Here is a 17,932-nt window from a genome sequence, read left to right as displayed (position 1 = left end):
CTCTCCGTGTCGAAGTTCGCGCCATGGCTTTCACATCGGACTCCTCACTGGCCGCTCGGGGGGACGAGCACCGTTATTCCGGCCAGTTCGTCAGCGCCCAGATCCCACGGTGTGGTGTCCCGCCCCGACAGCCGCAGCTGCGGACGGCTCTGCCCGTCGATGTCGCCGGGGGTTCCGGTGGGAGCGCCGATCGCGGTGGCGGAACACGCCGAGATGCTCGCCGGTACCGGGGTGTTGGAGCAGCGCACGCCGCGGTCGATCGCCGGCGAGGTGACCTGGAGGTGGTAGTCACCGGTCAGTCCGACCGGCGGGTCCTGCCCGGTGATCGTCACCGCCGCGGTCTGCGGGTCCAGCCGCGACCCGGACACGGTCAACTCGTTGACGAACGGCGTCACGAACAGCGGGTTCTCGCCGATCCGGTTCGCCTGGCCACCAGGCAGTGCCCGCAGCGCGCCGTCCGGTCCCAGGATCTGGCCGTTGGTGAGCGTGGAGTACCGGGCTGTGAACGTGTCGGCGTTGTTGGTCGTTCCGCGCACCTCGAAGTCGATGAACCCTCGGTCGACCAGGGTGGCTCCCGGGCCGGGCTGGCTCAGGGTGAACGCGTCGTTGTTCCAGAAGATGTTGTTGAACAGCGCCACCGGGTTGGAGAAGCGCGGCGAACCGGCGGGCAGCGTCGCCTGGAACAGCGGGTCGTTCGCCTCGGAGGCCAGGCCGGCGGAGTGCGGGTTGCCGTCCGAGTCCTCCGACGATCCGGTGGAGACGTTGTTGGCCACGGTGTTGTTGACGATCGAAACGTTCGACGAGTCGTCCAGCGTGATGGCCCCGCCGACGTCCGCCGCCCCGTTGTTGTTGATCATGTTGTTGCGGATGTTGATCCGCGCGGTGAGGGCGTCGAGCACGAACATCCCGCCGCCGTCGTCGCCGGAGTAGTTGCTCTGGACCAGGTTGCGGTCGACGTCCACCGTCCCGGTCCCGTCTCCCAGCGCGGCCGGCGAGCCCACCGGCAGCTCGGTCTCGATGGCGATGCCGGCGCCGGAGTCGACGGAGTCGTTGTAGTAGATCTGGTTGTCGTGGATCCTGCCGCCGGGGCTGAGGCCGATGTGGGAGACGCCGGCTCCGTAGTTCACGCTGAAGTTCGAGCAGATTATGTTGCTCGCCAGCTCGTACCCGTTGGAGCCGTAGAACAGCCCCACGGCGCCGGCCTGGGTCAGGCCGCCGTTGCCGGTCAGCCGGTTGTTGGCGATCCGCACGTTGTAGTTGTGGTTGACCCGCGCGCCGGTTCCGCGCGGCCCGGCGTCGTACGGCTGGCCGAGCGCGATCCCACCGGCGACGATCCCGCCGTTGTTCTCCAGCACGTTGTTGGTCAGCTGCATGTTGTTGGCGGAGGCCTGCAGCTGGATGCCGCCCGCCCCGTCGCCCTGACCGGTGGTCAGGCCCAGGCCGTCGATGCGGGCCCGGTTGAACGCCGCGGTGAGGCCGGTGCCGATGTCGTACGCCGTCGCAGTCTTCGCCAGCACGGTGATGTCCGCGCCGCGCAGCACCGGGTGGTTGCCGACCAGGCCGTTGTTCGTCACTCCCGCGTAGGGCGAGTTCGCGCTGATCGTCGCGTCGTAGTCCGATGCGTTCTGCTGGAAGTACCGGCCGTCGATGACGGTGCCGGGGACGTTGAACCGCGCGTCCTCGGGGTCGCGGGCCTGCAGCTCGTGGGCGCCGATGATGCCGCCGGGGCCCCGTCCCTGCAGCTTGAGCGGCTTCCACAGCAGCACGTTCTCGTTGTAGACGCCGGGCGAGAGCACGAGCAGGCTACCCGGGACGGCGCTGTTGATCGCGTTCTGCAGGGCGTGCACTCCGCCGTTTCCGGTGGCCGGCGGTGGCGGTGGCACGTTCACCACGGTCGGCGTGTAGGTGACGACGTCCGTGCCGGAGCCGTTGCTGCCCAGCACGTGCAGCGTGATGCCGTTGACGCTCGACACGCCACCGTTCGCGTCCGCCGTCGTGATCGTCAGCTGCTTCGGCCCGGGCCGGAAGGTGGAGCTGAGCGCCGGCACGTTCAGCACGATGTTGTCGGGCGTGGAGCCGCTGCCCGGGGTCCAGCTGACGATGCCGCCGTTGGCCCGGGTCAGGGTCTGCACCTGGCCGGTGCGGCCGTCGGCCAGTGTCGCCCGGACGCCGGTCGTGCCCGTGGCCGTGCCGGGTGCGCCGATGAAGTCGGCCTGGACGGTGATCTGCCGGCTGCCGGCGGCCGGCACGACCGGGGTGGAGATCTGCAGCAGCTCGGGCCGTGCCGGGACGGCGGGGTCCTCGCATGCGGTGCCGGAGATCGGGTCCAGCGGCAGGTCGAGCTGCGTGGTCAGGCCGGGCCACGCCTCGGCCGGCGTAGTGGCGACAAGCAGGTTCGGGTTGAAGTTGGTGTTCGGGTGTTCCTTGGTCCCGGGGTCGTCGACCTTGACCAGGTACATGCCGGGGCACGGGCCCTGTGGGATCGGGCAGTTGAACGTCTCGGTGGAGGGCACGAGCACCTCGAACGAGCCGTCGGCGCTGGTGGTCACGGTCGTCAACAGCCGCCAGGTGTTCGCGTCGTACGGCTGGTTGACGTTCGGCACGGTGTCCACCCGGGCGTAGATGCCGACCGGAATGCCGGCGATCGGCCGCGGCTCGCCGTACCACGGGGACAGCTTGTTGCGCTCGAAGTAGATGTCGTTGAAGACCTGTCCGACCAGGCGGCCGGGCAGCTGCACGTCGCCGGTCCGGTGGTCAGCGGCGTTCGTGCCGTTGGGGTCGGTCCGGAAGTTCGTCATGAGGAAGAAGTCGGCGTTGGCGTTCTGGCCGTTCTCGAGAACGACCAGGCGCTTGTCGCACATCGGCCGGGACGTGCTGGTGGCCTGGTTCCCGGTGTAGTAAACGCTCCGGGGGGTCAGCGTCGACTGGTCGATGACGTGGCTGTCGCCGGCGCACGGCGGCGGTGGGATCTGCGGAGCGAACTGGTTGCCGAGGTCGACGTTGACGTCTTCCTCCCGGACGATGTGGTACAGGCATCCCTGGCCGCCGCCGGGGACGGCGCCCTTCGGGTTGCTGATCCGCTGGGTGGCGCCCGACGGGTTGCAGGCACGGGTGTCTGACGCGTCCTTCGGCATGACCACATGGGTGATGTACGTGCCGGCCACGAGCGGGTGATCGGACGGATCCGAGCCGTCCGTGCACAGGTCCGTTCCCAGGTTCAGGCCGCTCGGGCAGTAGTCGGCGAAGGCGTAGCCGCCGTCGAAGGCCCCGTCCTTGGTCTGCTCGCCGGTCAGCGGCACCTCGAGGCAGTTCGGCCCGATCTTGGGGTTGAACTGGGCGGTGATGTCCGCGCCGCTGATGTCCCGGATGGGGTTGCAGCTCTGCGTGAAGTTGTTGCCGTCGGGCTGCGGGTCCTGGCTGGCGTTTGGCTGCTGCCAGTGGTCGGTGACGTACCGGTTGAGGACCACGTCGTCGGCCGTGTTCGGCTGGCGGTCGGGCCCGGGGCCTTCGAGCAGAACGGTGACGTTGGGAATGCCCGGCTCGTAGTCCTCGGCGGCTTGGAACCGCGCGTCGAACTCGTTGCGCGTGGTGGCGTTGAAGGTGATGCCGACGATCTGGCCGGGCGTACCGGCGGGGTAGTCGCGCTTGCCGAAGTCGACCGTCGCGCGGTGTCCCTCGAGCAGGAGCTGGTTGTGCAGCAGACCGCCACCCTGGTTGGTCGGCACGCACGGGTTGGCCGGTACGGCCGGGGGCGCCACGCTGCAGGACGGGGTGACCGCTCCGGTGTGCTCGTCGTGCACGGAGGGGCCGGGGTAGGCGGTGAAGCGGGCGAAGCCCTGCTCGTTGACGATCCACCGGCCGAGTGGGCCGCCCTCCGCCGTCGGGTACTCGTAGTGCCCACGGGCGTCGGTGAACGTCGCTTCCTTGATGGAGCCGTCCCGCCACCGCTGGTCCACGTCGGTGGTCGGGATCGGCGCGTCGAGGCCCGCGTCGTACTTGCCGTTGTTGTTCAGGTCCTTGTAGACGTGCCCGTCCAGCCAGCCGAACCAGCGGGACACACCCAGGCCGACCTCACCGTCGTCGCCGGTGTCGTTGACGTCGACGGTCTGTCCTGCGCCCACGGTGAGGGGTTTGAAGCGCATGATGTAGCTGAGCTGCTCATCCCAGACCGACAGGTTGTAGGTCCCCGCTGGGACGTGCGGGATGTCGAAGTTACCGTCCTCGTCGCCCCGGCCGATGTAGACGGTCTGGTCGGTGGTGCTGTCGGACAGCGCGACGAACGGGTTCTCCACCGGCTCGTTGTAGGTTCCGGTCGTGTAGGGCGCCCATTCCGCCCAGTTGCGCGCCCTGCCCGTGATCTCGCCCGTGCCGCTGGTGGCGAACGGGGTGGGAGAGCACACGAAGCCGAACCAGTACGCGGTGCGGTTGTTCGGCGGTTCCCACAACTGCTCGCCCGGAGCGCCGGTGCCGTCGCTGCCCTCCTCGACGGGGGCCAGCAGCTGCAGCCCACCGTCGATGGTCGTGGTCTGGTACCACCGGCTGTCAGGGTCGCTGTTGCAGGGCTGGTCCGGCGGATGCACGTCGATGAAGTACGTCGCCGGCCCGAGGTCGTCGAGCTGGGTGAACCCGGTGTCGTCGGTCAGGCAGTTCCCGCCGCAGAGCGGATTGTTGTTGTAGTCGACGGTGACCGCGTTGCCGGTCTGCTCCTCGAGCCCGACCTTGAAGCCCTCCAGACCCGCCTCTTCGGTGTCCGGAGCGCCGTTGGCCCACGTGTTGTCCTCGAACACGAAGACCCGGATCTTCCCCAGCGGCAGCGGGTGGTCCTCGCTCTGCTCGGTCAGGTCGATCCGCGCGGTCAGCGTTCCGTCAGTAGCGGCATCGATGGGCAGCGTGATGTGCTTGCCCCACATCTTGTGATCCAGCGAGCGGACCGAGATCAGGTAACGTCCCGCGGGCAGCTTGACCGTCGGACGGCTCTGGTCGCCTTCGGCCACGATCGGACTGTTGCTCTCGGTGTTCAGGACGAGCGGATCGCTGGCCAGCTTGGTGTTGTCCGCGTTGATGATGTACGTGAAGTTCGCCAGCTGCCCGGCGGCCGGGTTGTCCCGAGCGGTCGCGAAGTCGCGCGCGTCCACGGTGACCGTGCAGCCCCCGGCCGGACACGCGGTGGCCGCCAGCGCCGACGAGGCGCCGGTGAATCCCATCACCGGTGGGAGAAGAGCGGCGACCATGAGGACGACCGTCGACGGTGCGATCACGCGGCGAGGTCGCCGGAATCGCCGGCGTACCGCAGGGAGAAGGATTGGCCCCGACCGTGGATCGACTCGGCCCGGACGGCGATTGTCCGGGGTCGCAGCCGATCCACGGCTCGAAGGCCGTGGACACCACGTCTTCCATGCTGTCCGCAGCGCGCTCGTCATCGTCGCCCTCGACCGATCTGGTCGCATCGGCTCCACCTCCCGGCGCGACGCTCGGCACGGATCCCCAGATCAGGGCACAGGTCGTGCGTCACACTGATGATGGAGCCCGGAGGTCGGCCCGCGGCGTTCGTGACAGGTTTGTCATCTGGCTGTCATGCCGGAGGTCCGTCGGCCCGGATCTCGCGCAGTTGTCCTGCGCCGGGCGTTCGGGCCGCCTCAACCGCCTGGGGCGGAACCCCGCTGCTGGGGCGCGGGCGCCGCATCCGTAGGCGCCTGCTGCGCGACGAAGCGTGGGAAGACCATTGAGATCCTCGTACCTACGTCGGGCTCGCTCTCCACCCGCAGCGAACCGCCCCACGAACCGACGACGGCTCTTACGATCGCCAAGCCGAGTCCCGTGCCGGAGTACATGCCCGGGGGGGCCGGTGACGCACCAGCGTTGCTCAGCGCCTCGACCTGCTCCGGATACATTCCCTTGCCCGAGTCGGCGACCACCATGGTCCAGCTGTTTCGCGTGCCGATTCCTTCGACCTCGATCCGGTCACCGGTTTCGGTGAACTTGACCGCATTGTCAAGAAGGCAGTCGAGAGCCATCTCCAGACGGTCCTGATTGATCGACGCCATCTCGACCGTGGAGCACACGCCCCACTGGCGATCCGCAGCGGGCCGCCACCGCCGCACGATGCCAGCCAGCAGCAGGTCGACGTCTCGCATCTCGCGGACGTACGGCCCGTCCAACTGCATGAGGGTCACCAGCCGGTGGGTTATGCCGGCCAGCCGATCCAACTCCTCCAGCACGATTCTAGTGTCCTCCCGGATCACGGGATCGGAAGTGGCAGCAGACACCAGCTCGGTGTGCCCACGGGCGATCGTGATCGGGGTTCGCAATTCATGTGACGCAAGCCGTACGAAGCGGTCCTGGGACTCGGCGCGCCGGCGCTCGACATCGGCAAGTCGGGCGACCTCGGCCACCATCTGCTGGCGTCGCCGCACATGCCAGACCATGACGCCGAACACCGCAGCCATCAGTGGCACCTCGGTGACTTCCTCCCACCCGATGGCGGCCGCGGCGGCATGGTGGACGAGGATGTATCCCGTGGTGAGCGTGACGGCGGCGAGCACGACGACCATGACAACCGGGCGCCAGGTGGTCAGTCCGTACACGACCGACAGCCCGATCCACACGAGATGGAAGGGAACTGTCTCCTTTCCGGGTAAGACGTACATCAGGCAGCTGTTGACCATCGCCGTGGCGGCCCAGGCGGCGAGGAGAAGGCGGTCATTCCGCGATGAATCGATACCCGACATTGCGTACTGTCTCCACCCGCTCGGGGGTGTCCAGCTTTGCTCTGAGCCGGCGAACGTACACGTCGACCACGTTGCTGCCTGGGTCGAACAGTAGCCCCCAGACGTCGGCCAACAACTCAGCCCGGCTGCACGCCTGCCCGGCCCGCTCCATCAGGTGCTGAAGCAGAAGGAACTCCCGCAGCGACAGCTCGACCGGCCGGCCGGCCACCGAGGCGCGGCGCAGCCGAAGATCCAGGCGGACCGGCCCCACGGACAGGGAACGCTGCGCCGGACCGGGGGCGGGGCCGCGCATCCTCGCCCGTACCCGGGCCACCAGCTCCGCCACCGCGAACGGCTTGACGAGAAAGTCGGCCGCTCCCGCCTCCAGGCAGGCGACCCTGATGCCGATCTCCGGCACCGCGGACACGACGAAGACCCGTTGGTCGGGGCGGGAGCCAACGAGCCGGTCGAGGATCTCGACACCGCTGATGCCCGGCAACATCAGATCCAGCACCACAAGATCGAACTCGGTGGCGAGGGCCGCGTCCAGACCGTCCCGCCCGGTTCCGGCCCGCTCGACGACGTGCCCGTCGTCACGCAGCGCCCGCGACACGAGCCGAGCTATTCGGTCGTCGTCCTCCACGACAAGTACCAGCCCCACCGGACACCTCCGTCGGCGCTCGCAACATAACCGCCCTACCCTGGGTAGCCAAGACTTCTGTCGTAAGTCAGGCGCGGGTTGCGCCAATACCGGCACGGTCCACCGCTGCAGCGCCCGAGGGGCGGCGTGGGCTGCGGGTACGCGGTCGCGATCTCGGCAGGGCGCGCCGAAGGGCACGCCGCCCACGATTACCCCGTTGCCATCGACCGGTTGCCGTCGACGCGGAAGCACCCCGGTCGAGCACGTGCCCTCGTTTACTGGGTCGCAGCGGCTTGGGCGGCGCGTTACCTCGGGGGCCGCCGGGAGATACTCGCGAGCGGGGTGGAGTTGCCCGCCGTGCGTCGCGGCCGGCGTGCCGCAAGGCTTGCGCGCCTGTAGACGCTGACCTGCGTTGAACGCACCGAGGCCCCGCTCCCGGGTCGGCACGGGGCGATGCGCGGGCCACGAGAGCGGGGTCGGGTAGTGCGATCAGCGCTACTCAGGGGTAGCAGACACCCCCGTCGTCGAAGTGGCTCTTGCCGCCGCTGGCGTCACGGGCGTTAAGGGCGCCCGTGGGCTTGTTCTGCGGGTTGATCTTGGCCGGCCCAAACTTGCCAAGATGAGGTTCTACCTGGCCCGTGCGGACGCAGTCATGCCCGTAGTTGAGGCCGGGGCTGGCCTGGGCGGGTGCCGCGAAGCCGATTACGGCAATCCCGCCCGCCGCCAACGCGGCTGCAAGTCTCCGCATGGTTCCCCCGTTCTGCTGCCTTCGGCCGGGCCTGGTCGGCCCAGGGAAGCCTGGGCAGCAGCTATAAGTTATGGGTTCACTACGTTGTGTATCGGGGTTATGCCGAGTTTGGGGTGAAGCGCAAGGGGACGGGCCACGCCCATCGCCTCGGGACCACCACGCCGTGGTGGTGGAGATGCGGTCCGTCGCGCCGCGGCACGACAGAGGTCACGCGTAGCCGACGAGTGTCGCCGAACTGCTCACGGACAGCTACTAAGTCCTGGCGTCGAATAGCCTGGCCACCTTGGTGACCCGGCCGTGCGAGCTCGAACCGTACGTCACGCTAACGCTGCGTAGTGCAACGTCATTGCCGAGACAACCATCGGCAAGCGGGGAGCTGCAGGGGCGGCCGAACGACGGCGAAGTGGTGGCGCGAGGCTCCCTACCTCTTCCGTAACCGCTCAGGCAACGGCCTCGTGTGCACGACGGCCAGCTCACGGTTCTGCCGGGTGAGTGCCGTGTAGAGCGGCCCCTGACGGCCGAGGTCCTGCGGGAAGTCGGCGGGTTCGACCACGACGACGCCATCGAACTCCAACCCAGGGGCGGTGTCCGGGTGGGCCACCGTCACCTCGCGGCCCGAGTCGACGCCGCGGGCGGCGAACCAGCCGACGGCGTTGCGTAACACCTCGATAGCCGTGGCGGCTTTCTCGTCGTCACGGATCTCGGCGTAGGCGACCCGGGAGTGATCATCGACGACGGTGTGCACGAACGCCGTACCCATCTGAGGTTCGTAGACGCCGTTACGTGCCCCGGTCCGCCGTGCGGTGGCCTGGCGGTTGCGCCCGCCCTTGCTGGCGGCCGACGAAACGCCACCCGCCGCCGTCGGGGATGTTGCCGTACTTGGTGACATCCACCTGCAGCATCGCGCCCGGATGCGGGTGTTCGTAGCGGCGGATCGGTTCCCCGGTGACCCGGTCGATGTGTGACAGCCGGTGGAGTCGGCAACGCGTCAGCACCGCGTGCACGGTCGAGGCCGGCATGCCCAGGCGGCCGCCGATCTACACGGGTCCGAGGCGCTGTTTCCACCGCAGGTGCACGATCTTGCGTACCAGCGGACGCGTGGTCCGGGCCGGGCTGCGGTGCGGCCGCCACAAAGGTCCTGCATGCCCTCGGCGCCCTGCTGCCGGTATCGCTGCGCCCAGCGGTTCGCGGTCGGCCAGGACACGTCATAGCGTTCGGCTGCTCGGGCGACCGACCAGCCCTCATCCACGATCAGACGCGCCAGGCGCACACGTGCGCGAGGGGTCAGGGCAGCGTTAGCGTGGGACACGAAGGCCTCCTGGTTGGCGGAGCGGTTCCTAGACAGCTCCACTCCACAACCGGAGGCCTTCACCTATTTCAAGATCCCAGCCGTGTCACCAACGTCCATGGACAGAACACCTAGTTGCTGCCCTGGTCGTGAGGGACGGTGACGGTGACCGTGCAGCCGACCGGCCGTCCGATCTCGTCGTGACCGTCATACGTGAGGTGGTACACCCGGTCCCCGCCATTCCCGGCGCGTTCGGCCCGTAGCTTGCCACTCGCGTCCGGCGTGCCGACGGCGAAGCCACTCACGTCCGCGGCCTCACCACCGGTCACGCCGGTCAGGGTGAACGCGTTCGGGCCGAGGACGCCGTCGTGCAGGTCGACTGTGACGTTGACGTCGACCAGCTCATGGTTCGGCGGCCACAGGACCGGCCGGTCCACGGCACAGTCGAGCTGCCGTACCGGCAACGGGTTCGCCAGGGTGGCGGTGGCGTGTCCGATGGTCGCGGTGAGCCGGCCGCCAGCTTCGTAGTACATGTGCGCGGTCTGCCCGTCGAAGTAGAACGTCGGCGCGGCCGAGCGGCCGAGGTCGGGCGCGGCGGTCATCGAGTCGTGCACGGTGCCGAGGTGGATCTCCTGGTCGAAGTCCTGCCCGACGTCCACCGCGTGCATGTTGCCGTCGGCGGCGTGGTAGATCACCAGGTTGCGGTCGTTCCAGCGCAGGAAGAACGGCCCCGAGGCGTTCGGGCCTTCGATGCCCTGCGGGGTCACGATCGGTTCGGGTTGCATGGTCCAGGTCCGCGCGTCGTTGGAGACCGCCCAGCGGATCCGCCGCGACACGGGCCCGGTCGGTCCGGGCAGTGCAGCGGTCGGATTGTCCATGAAGAGCATCAGGTACCGGGTGCCCAGGCGGGGCACGGACTGCTCGAACACCCGGGCGTAGGAGGTCTCGCCACCGGTCGTGTCGTTCCGGCTGACCGCCGTCCCGCCGTAGCTGAAGTGGATGCCGTCGTCGGAGGTGGCGTACCGGGTGATGGAGTTCTCGCCGTGGAAGTAGAGGAAGAGCTTGCCCTCGCCCTCGATCCACACCGCGTGCGGCGAGGAGATGTGGCTGACCGTCGCGTAGTACGGCAGCCAGGTGTTGCTGATCAGGGGGTTGGCGACGTACTCCGTCCACGGACCGTTGATCGAGTCGGAGTACGCGAGGGCGATCCCGCCGGGACGCTCGTGCGGCGCGTAGTACAGGTAGTAGGCGCCGAGTGGGTTGGGGAAGTAGTCGGCGGCCCGGATGACGCTCGGGAAGATGAACTCGTTCGTCGGGTTGTAGGCGAGGGTTCCCTTGTCGAACGCGGTGCCCTGGTAGGTGAACTGGGGGAAGTCGAACTGGGGTTCGGCGGCTGCCGGCCGGGCGCCGGCTACTGCGGCGACGAGCAGGCCGGCACTGGCGGCCGCCAGGACAGCGCGTCGGGACGACGGGGCGGATGGTCTCGTCATGCGGCTTCCTCTTCGGTCGGTCGGATCGGCGGCACGAACGGCGCGGCGCGGCGCGGCGCGGTGTGACGCTCAGTAAGAACACAGGGGACACCGATCGGCTGGCAGCCCTTGGCACCACCCGAGCTAATACGTATTAGCATCTATGTTTCTCGAATATTGCGCGCCCGGCGGCGACTCTGTCAAGAGCCGGCTCGCGGCCCGGGCCAGACAGCGACCCGCCGCGAACCTGGACGGCTAATGCGCATTACTCCAGCAAGTTCACCGTGCCGAAATCTTGCGTCCACCCCTTGACACACGCCGGGCCACCGGCCAAGCTCCTTCCCAACGCCGACCGCTAATACGCATTAGCAACACCGGAAGGACCCGACGTGACCGCTCCCCCCAGACGTGTCACCCAGCGTGACATCGCGCGGATGGCCGGCGTCAGTCAGGCGACGGTGTCGCTGGTGCTCAACAATCGGACCGACGCCGACGTCCGCATCGCCCCGGAGACCCGGGACCGCGTGTTGCGGGTCATCGCCGAGACCGGCTACGCCGCCGACCCCGTGGCCCGCCGCCTCGCCTCGCGGTTCAACCGGATCATCGGCGTCTTCACGTACGAGCCCGCATTTCCCAGCGGCAGCCGGGACTTCTTCCACCCGTTCCTGCTCGGCATCGAGGAGTACGCCGAGCGGGTCGGCTGCGACCTGCTGCTGCTCACCAGCGCACCGGTGATGGACGGCCGGCGACGCATCTTCCACCAGGACAACCGGCTACGCCTGGCCGACGGGTGCATCCTGCTCGGGCGCGAGATCGACGGCGCGGAGCTGCACCGGCTCAACCGTGACGGATATCCGTACGTCGCCGTCGGGCGCCGCGACGACGCCGGCGGGCCGGTCCCCTACGTCGGCGCCGACTACGCCTCGGCGGTGGCCCAGCTCGTCGAGACGGCGCTGCGGCACGGTCACCGCCGCCTGACGTACGTCAGCATGGGCACCACCGCGGAATCCTCCGAAGACCGGCTCCGTGGGTTCCACGCCGCCGCCGCGACCGCGGAGAGCGCCGGGCAGATGTCGGCAGTGGCCGCGGAGGCCGAAGCAACCGTCGACACCCTGCTGGCCGACGGGACCACCGTCGTCTTCGTGGAGGACTTCGCCACGGCGGTCGCGCTGGAGTCGGCCACCCGTCGGCGTGGCCTGACCGTGCCCGGCGACCTGTCGATCGTGACCCTCGGCGACCCGACGGCCCCGGTCCCCACCGACATCGCGTTCACCGGGTTCCGCATCCCCCGCGAGGAGATGGGCCGACAGTCGGTCGAGGTGCTGACGGGCGTCATCGATGGCAGCGCGGCCGGCGTCCAGCAGCGACTTCTCCCCTGCGAACTCGTCGAGGGCGTCACCCTCGGCACCCCCGATCCGGCGGTCGACCGGCGCTGAGCGGTCGGCCGCGCAACTGGAAGGAAACACGTGGTACTCATGCGTACGGACGTCCTCGTCGTCGGGGGCGGACTGGGCGGCGTCGCCGCGGCGCTCGCCGCGGCCCGGGCCGGCCGGTCCGTCATCCTGACCGAGGAGTTCGACTGGCTCGGCGGGCAACTCACCAGCCAGGCCGTCCCGCCGGACGAACACTCCTGGATCGAGCAGTTCGGCGCCACCGCCAGCTACCGGGCGCTGCGCAACGGCATCCGCGACTACTACCGTCGCCACTACCCGTTGACCGAACGGACCCGGGCCTGGACCGACCTCAACCCCGGTGCGGGTTGGGTGAGCCGGCTCTGCCACGAGCCGCGGGTAGCCGTCGCCGTCCTCGAACAGATGCTCGCCCCGTACCTCGGTTCGGGCCGGCTGCGTGTGCTGCAGCCGTACCGGCCGGTCGCTGCGGAGACCGACGGGGACCGGGTGACCGGCGTGACGCTGGCGCACCGCGACCGGGACGAGCGGATCGACGTGGTCGCGCCGTACGTCCTGGACGCCACCGAGACCGGCGAGTTGCTGCCGCTGACGGGCACCGAGTACGTCACCGGGTTCGAGTCGCAGGCGGACACCGGTGAGCCGAGCGCCCCGGCCGAGGCCCAGCCGATGAACATGCAGGCGGTGTCCGTCTGCTTCGCCCTCGACCACGTCGACGGCGACCACACCATCGACCGTCCCGCGGGGTACGACTTCTGGCGCGACTACAAGCCCGACTTCTGGGGTGACCGCCTGCTGTCCTGGAAGTCGCCGCACCCGCGCACGTTGGAGATCGTCGAGCGCAGCTTCACCCCCAACCCGGACGACGACCCGCTGAGCGTCAACGCCGATCAACGCGTCAACCCGGGCGATGGCAACCTGTGGACGTTTCGGCGGATCGCCGCACGGCGCAACTTCACCGACGGCGCGTACGGCAGCGACATCACCCTGGTCAACTGGCCAATGATCGACTACTTCGAGGGTCCGGTCATCGACGTGCCGAACGCGTCGTGGCACCTGACCAAGGCCCGCGAGCTGTCGTACTCGGTGCTCTACTGGCTGCAGACGGAGGCGCCCCGGCCGGACGGCGGCACCGGCTTCCCGGGCCTGCGGCTGCGCGGCGACGTGACCGGCAGCTCGGACGGCCTGGCCCAGGCCCCGTACATCCGCGAGTCCCGCCGGATCCGGGCCGAGTACACCGTGGTCGAGCAGGACCTGTCCCTGGCGGTCCGGGGCGACCACGGCGCGGTCAGCTACCCGGACGCGGTGGGCGTCGGCATGTACCGGATCGACCTGCACCCGTCGACCGGTGGTGACAACTACATCGACGTCGGCTCCTGCCCGTTCGAGATCCCGCTCGGCGCGCTGATCCCGAGCCGGATGGAGAACCTGCTGCCGGCCGGCAAGAACATCGGCACCACCCACGTCACCAACGGCAGCTACCGGCTGCACCCGGTCGAGTGGAACGTCGGCGAGGTCGCCGGCCTGCTCGCCGACTTCTGTCTGGCGCGGGGCGAGTCCCCGCGTGCGGTCCGCAACACCCCCCGTCTGCTGGCCGACTTCCAGGACCGCCTGACCGCGGCCGGCGTGGAACAGCGCTGGCCGCAGATCGCGGGCTACTGAAAACACCCCCGGTGAGGAGAAGATTGTGAGAGCAGGAAAGGCCCTGCGCGGCGTCGCCGTCGCATTGACCGGTGCGCTCGCCCTGACCGCCTGCGGCGGCGGTGGCGAGGCCGACGACAGCGGTCCGGCGAAGCTGCGGATGACCGTCTGGTCGGCCAACGAGGCGCACCTCAAGCTGTTCAACGAGATCGCCGACGAGTACCGCAAGAGCCACCCGGACGTGGCCGAGATCAAGTTCGACCCGCTGCCGTTCGACACCTACACCACGACCCTGACCACCCAGATCGCGGGCGGGAACGCGCCCGACCTCGCGTGGGTGTTCGAGAACTCCGCCCCCGACTTCGTCTCCTCGGGCGCGTTGCTGCCCCTCGACGACACGCTCAAGAAGGCCGAGGGTTACCAGTACGAGGACATCTCCCCCGCCACCCTCAAGCTCTGGCAGAACGACGGGAAGCTGTACGCGTACCCCTTCTCCACCTCGCCGTTCGGGGTCTTCGTCAACACCGACCTGCTCACGAAGGCCAAGCAGAAGACCCCGGCCGAGCTGATCGCGGCCGGTCAGTGGACCTGGGACAACGCTCTGGCCACCGCCGCGGCGACCGCGGCGAATTCCGGCAAAGCCGGCCTGGTCATTCGGGACTTCGACTACAAGGGCTGGGACAACCTGTCCACCTTCTGGACCGGGTGGGGAGCCCAGGCATGGAGCGAGGACGGCAAGGCCTGCGGCTTCAACAGCCCGGAGATGGTCGACGCGATGACCTCCCTGCACAAGGCCACCTTCACCCAGAAGGCGCTGCCCGGCCCGGGCACGACCGCCGACTTCTTCGCCGGTGACTCGGCCATGACGATCACCCAGATCTCCCGCGCTTCGCTGCTGAAGGACGGCGGCTTCGGGTGGGACCTGGTGCCGCTGCCGGCCGGGCCGAAGGGGAACTACGCGGTGGTCGGCCAGGCCGGCCTCGGGGTGATGAAGAAGAGCCCGCACGCCAAGCAGGCGGCTGACTTCCTGGCCTTCTTCACCAACCCCACGAACTCGGCCAAGCTCGCCCAGTTCTTCCCGGCGCCCCGACAGTCGCAGCTGACCGCCGAGACGCTCGCCAAGACGAACCCGAAGCTCAAGCCGGAGCAGCTGCAGAAGGTCGTCATCGACGGCATCACCAACGGCGTGGTCAAGCCCAGCCACTCCGGACAGGCCGAGCTGAGCCAGCAGGTCCGCGCCGGCCTCGACCCGCTGTGGCAGCCGAACGCGGACGTCAAGGCCGTACTCGACGGCGTCTGCGCCAAGATCCAGCCGCTGCTGGCGAAGTAAGGCCAACGATCATGACCCAGACGGACACCAGGGTGGGCTCGGCTGTTGCCGGGCCCGCCCCGGGCCCGGCCCGGCCGTTCTGGACCAGCCGCCGCCGGGACCAGCTCACCGGTTACCTGTTCATCGCCCCGCAACTGCTCGGCAGCGCCGTCTTCGTGATCCTGCCGCTGATTCTCGTGCTCTGGTACAGCCTGCACGAGTGGAACGTGCTCGCCGGGACCTTCGACTTCGTCGGCACCGACAACTACACGGCTCTCGCCGATGATCCCAACCTCGGCGCGGTGCTGCGCGCCACCGGGCTCTTCTCGGTCGGCCTGGTGGTGCTCAACCTCAGCCTGGCACTGCTGCTGGCCGTCCTGCTGAACCAGAGGCTGCGGGGCACGATCGTGTTCCGCACGCTGTTCTTCTCCCCGGTGGTGGTCTCGCTGGTGGCCTGGACCATCGTCTGGGGCTTCCTGCTTCAGGACAACGGCGGGATCAACGGGCTGCTCGACACCGTCGGCGTGGACGGGCCGAACTGGCTGCGCGGCGAGGGCACCGCGATGGTGTCCGTGATCGTCGTGCAGGTGTTCAAGAACGTCGGCCTGAACATGGTGCTGTTCCTGGCCGCCCTGCAGGGCGTGCCGGCCGAGCTGTACGAGGCCGCGGAAGTCGACGGGGCGAGCCGGATGCGCCAGTTCTGGCTGATCACCGTACCGCTGATCAGCCCGACGATCCTGCTGACCTCGATCATCACCGTGGTCGGGTCGCTGCAGGTCTTCGCGCAGATCGCGGTGCTCACCCAGGGCGGACCCGGCACATCGACGACGGTGCTCGTCTACTACCTGTACCAGCAGGCCTTCCAGTTCCATCACTTCGGCTACGGCGCCACGCTGTCGATCGTGCTGTTCGCCATCGTGCTCGCCCTCACTGTGCTGCAGTGGCAGATGCGCAAGAGGTGGGTCTTCCATGAATCGTGACCTGTCCCGGCGGACCAAGCTGGTGCTCTACGGTGTGCTGCTGGTCCTGGCGATCCCGTTCGTCTTCCCGACCTGGTGGATGGTCACCTCGTCGCTGAAGCCGGTGGCGGACATCTTCGCCTTCCCGCCGCAGCTCCTGCCGACCAACCCGCGGTTCGACGCCTACCAGCGGGTGTTCGAGTTGCAGCCGTTCGGGCAGCAGTACCTGAACAGCCTCTACATCGCGCTGGTCGTCACGGTCGGCACCATGGCCGTTGCGGCGCTGGCCGGGTACGCCTTCGCGCGCATCCGGTTCCGCGGCCAGAACGTGCTGTTCCTCGTCGTCCTCGCGGGCCTGCTCATTCCGAGCGAGGTGACGATCGTGCCGCTGTTCCAGATGTTCTTCAAACTCGGCCTGGTCAACACCCACTGGCCGCTGATCCTGGTGCCGATCTTCGGCGCGCCGAGCGTCCTGGCGACGTTCATCATGCGGCAGTTCTTCATCAGCCTCCCCGGTGAGCTGGAGGAGGCGGCCCGGGTCGACGGGCTGGGCCGCTTCGCCACCTTCTGGCGGATCGCCCTGCCGCTGTCGCGGCCGGCACTGGGCGCGGTGGCCATCTTCACCTTCCTGCACAGCTGGAACCTCTACCTGGAACCGATCGTGTTCCTCTCCTCTCCGGAGAAGTTCACCCTGCCCCAGGCGCTCACCCAGTTCGTCGACGCGTACGGCGGCCCCATGTGGGACGTCCAGATGGCCGCGGCGTCGATGACGGCGCTGCCCGTCCTGGTGGTCTTCGTCATCGCACAGAAGCAATTCGTCGAGGGCCTCGCGCACACCGGCCTCAAGGGATGACGACACCGATCGTCGGCATCGACATCGGCGGCACCAAGACGGCGGCCGCGCTGGTCGACCGGGCCGGACGAGTGCTGGAGCGCCGCGAGGTGCCCACGCCCGCCCGGTCCGGGCCGGGGGCCGTGCTGGACGCCGCCGCCCGGCTGGCCACCGACCTGCTCGGCGCGGCCGCCGGGCCGGTGGGGGTGGGCACCGCCGGCACGGTCGACCCCGCAACCGGCGGCATCCGGTACGCCACCGACAGCCTGCCCGGCTGGGCAGGCACCCCGGTCGCCGACGCGCTGGCCGCCCGGCTGGGTCGACCCGTGCGGGTCACCAACGACGTGAACGCCGCCGCGCTTGGCGAGTGCTGGGCCGGCGCCGGACGGGACCGCGCTCATGTGCTGCTGGTGGCCGTCGGCACCGGGCTGGGCGGGGCGGTCGTCCGCAACGGCCACGTCGAGGCCGGTGCGCGCGGCGCCGCCGGCGAGGTCGGACATCTGCCGGCCCCGGGCGCCGACCTACTGCGGTGCGGGTGTGGCCGGTACGGGCATCTGGAGGCGATCGCCTCCGGCAGCGGGCTGGCCGCCGCGTACGCCATCGAGACCGGCACCCACGTCACCGGGCGGGCCGTGGCGGACCGCGCCGCAGCCGGGGACGGGGTCGCCCAGCGGGTCGTGGAGCGGGCCGGAACGGCCCTCGGCGCGGCCCTGGCGGGGTTGGTGGCCCTGCTCGATCCGGAAGCTGTCCTGGTGGCCGGCGGAGCGGCCGGTCCCCTGCTGCCCACCGCGTCGGCCGCCTACTCGGCCGAGTTGCCCGCGGGCTGGGCCGACGTTCCGCTGCTGTCCGCCACGTTGGGCGCTGACGCGGTCGTGGTCGGCGCGGCCCGACTGGCCATCGACACACAGGAGTGAGCGGTGCTGACACACG

Annotated in this window: 11 protein-coding genes and 1 pseudogene; 6 read left to right on the top strand and 6 right to left on the bottom strand. The window is 69.2% G+C overall.

All coding sequences use genetic code 11. The features are described from left to right. Positions 1-44: 44 nt before the first annotated feature. The 6 genes and pseudogenes from ACFYPS_RS21565 to ACFYPS_RS21540 form a co-directional block, all read right to left on the bottom strand. Positions 45-5,258 carry a hypothetical protein gene (locus ACFYPS_RS21565; protein WP_387326405.1) on the bottom strand — a complete coding sequence of 1,738 codons (5,214 nt, stop codon included), beginning with the start codon at positions 5,256-5,258 and terminating at the stop codon, positions 45-47. A gap of 378 nt (positions 5,259-5,636) precedes the next feature. Next, the gene (locus ACFYPS_RS21560; protein ID WP_354966841.1) at positions 5,637-6,728 is read right to left on the bottom strand and encodes a HAMP domain-containing sensor histidine kinase; all 1,092 of its coding nucleotides are present in this window, start codon (positions 6,726-6,728) and stop codon (positions 5,637-5,639) included. Beyond that, positions 6,700-7,368 carry a response regulator transcription factor gene (locus tag ACFYPS_RS21555; RefSeq protein ID WP_354966842.1) on the bottom strand — a complete coding sequence of 223 codons (669 nt, stop codon included), beginning with the start codon at positions 7,366-7,368 and terminating at the stop codon, positions 6,700-6,702. Before ACFYPS_RS21555 ends, ACFYPS_RS21560 begins: the two co-directional genes overlap by 29 nt. Positions 7,369-7,846: 478 nt before the next feature. Further along, on the bottom strand, positions 7,847-8,095 hold the full coding sequence (locus ACFYPS_RS21550) for a hypothetical protein (protein ID WP_354966843.1): 249 nt from the start codon (positions 8,093-8,095) through the stop codon (positions 7,847-7,849). Positions 8,096-8,717: 622 nt separating this feature from the next. Further along, positions 8,718-9,404, bottom strand: a pseudogene (locus ACFYPS_RS21545) (helix-turn-helix domain-containing protein); the annotation flags it as partial. A 110-nt stretch (positions 9,405-9,514) separates the two neighbouring features. Continuing rightward, complete coding sequence (locus ACFYPS_RS21540) at positions 9,515-10,873, bottom strand: hypothetical protein (protein ID WP_387326400.1); 1,359 nt, start codon at positions 10,871-10,873, stop codon at positions 9,515-9,517. 368 nt (positions 10,874-11,241) lie between these two features. Between ACFYPS_RS21540 and ACFYPS_RS21535 the strand changes: the two genes are divergently transcribed. The 6 genes from ACFYPS_RS21535 to ACFYPS_RS21510 are packed head-to-tail and all read left to right on the top strand — an operon-like array spanning position 11,242 to position 17,916. Continuing rightward, complete coding sequence (locus tag ACFYPS_RS21535; RefSeq protein ID WP_387326397.1) at positions 11,242-12,288, top strand: LacI family DNA-binding transcriptional regulator; 1,047 nt, start codon at positions 11,242-11,244, stop codon at positions 12,286-12,288. A 39-nt stretch (positions 12,289-12,327) separates the two neighbouring features. After that, positions 12,328-13,923: an FAD-dependent oxidoreductase gene (locus tag ACFYPS_RS21530; RefSeq protein ID WP_387326394.1), complete on the top strand. Its 1,596-nt coding sequence runs from the start codon at positions 12,328-12,330 to the stop codon at positions 13,921-13,923. A gap of 25 nt (positions 13,924-13,948) precedes the next feature. Next, complete coding sequence (locus tag ACFYPS_RS21525) at positions 13,949-15,232, top strand: ABC transporter substrate-binding protein (RefSeq protein WP_387326391.1); 1,284 nt, start codon at positions 13,949-13,951, stop codon at positions 15,230-15,232. Between the two features lie 11 nt (positions 15,233-15,243). Further along, the gene (locus tag ACFYPS_RS21520; protein ID WP_387326388.1) at positions 15,244-16,191 is read left to right on the top strand and encodes a carbohydrate ABC transporter permease; all 948 of its coding nucleotides are present in this window, start codon (positions 15,244-15,246) and stop codon (positions 16,189-16,191) included. After that, a complete protein-coding gene (locus tag ACFYPS_RS21515; RefSeq protein ID WP_354966849.1) occupies positions 16,181-17,023 on the top strand; it encodes a carbohydrate ABC transporter permease in 843 nt (280 codons plus the stop codon). The genes ACFYPS_RS21520 and ACFYPS_RS21515 overlap by 11 nt, the downstream gene beginning before the upstream one ends. Next, positions 17,020-17,916: an ROK family protein gene (locus ACFYPS_RS21510; RefSeq protein ID WP_387326385.1), complete on the top strand. Its 897-nt coding sequence runs from the start codon at positions 17,020-17,022 to the stop codon at positions 17,914-17,916. The genes ACFYPS_RS21515 and ACFYPS_RS21510 overlap by 4 nt, the downstream gene beginning before the upstream one ends. The last annotated feature ends 16 nt before the right edge of the window (positions 17,917-17,932 follow it).

Origin of the sequence: Micromonospora sp. NPDC005087, assembly GCF_042872965.1 — a bacterium.
Classification (GTDB): Bacteria; Actinomycetota; Actinomycetes; order Mycobacteriales; family Micromonosporaceae; genus Micromonospora.
This window is presented reverse-complemented; position numbering and strand designations above follow the sequence as displayed.

Bases quoted from the DNA above. Each gene is read 5' to 3' on its own strand.
- ACFYPS_RS21510 (WP_387326385.1), top strand. From the start codon at position 17,020: ATGACGACACCGATCGTCGGCATCGACATCGGCGGCACCAAGACGGCG.
- ACFYPS_RS21520 (WP_387326388.1), top strand. From the start codon at position 15,244: ATGACCCAGACGGACACCAGGGTGGGCTCGGCTGTTGCCGGGCCCGCC.
- ACFYPS_RS21550 (WP_354966843.1), bottom strand. From the start codon at position 8,095: ATGCGGAGACTTGCAGCCGCGTTGGCGGCGGGCGGGATTGCCGTAATC.
- ACFYPS_RS21540 (WP_387326400.1), bottom strand. From the start codon at position 10,873: ATGACGAGACCATCCGCCCCGTCGTCCCGACGCGCTGTCCTGGCGGCC.
- ACFYPS_RS21515 (WP_354966849.1), top strand. From the start codon at position 16,181: ATGAATCGTGACCTGTCCCGGCGGACCAAGCTGGTGCTCTACGGTGTG.
- ACFYPS_RS21560 (WP_354966841.1), bottom strand. From the start codon at position 6,728: ATGTCGGGTATCGATTCATCGCGGAATGACCGCCTTCTCCTCGCCGCC.
- ACFYPS_RS21530 (WP_387326394.1), top strand. From the start codon at position 12,328: ATGCGTACGGACGTCCTCGTCGTCGGGGGCGGACTGGGCGGCGTCGCC.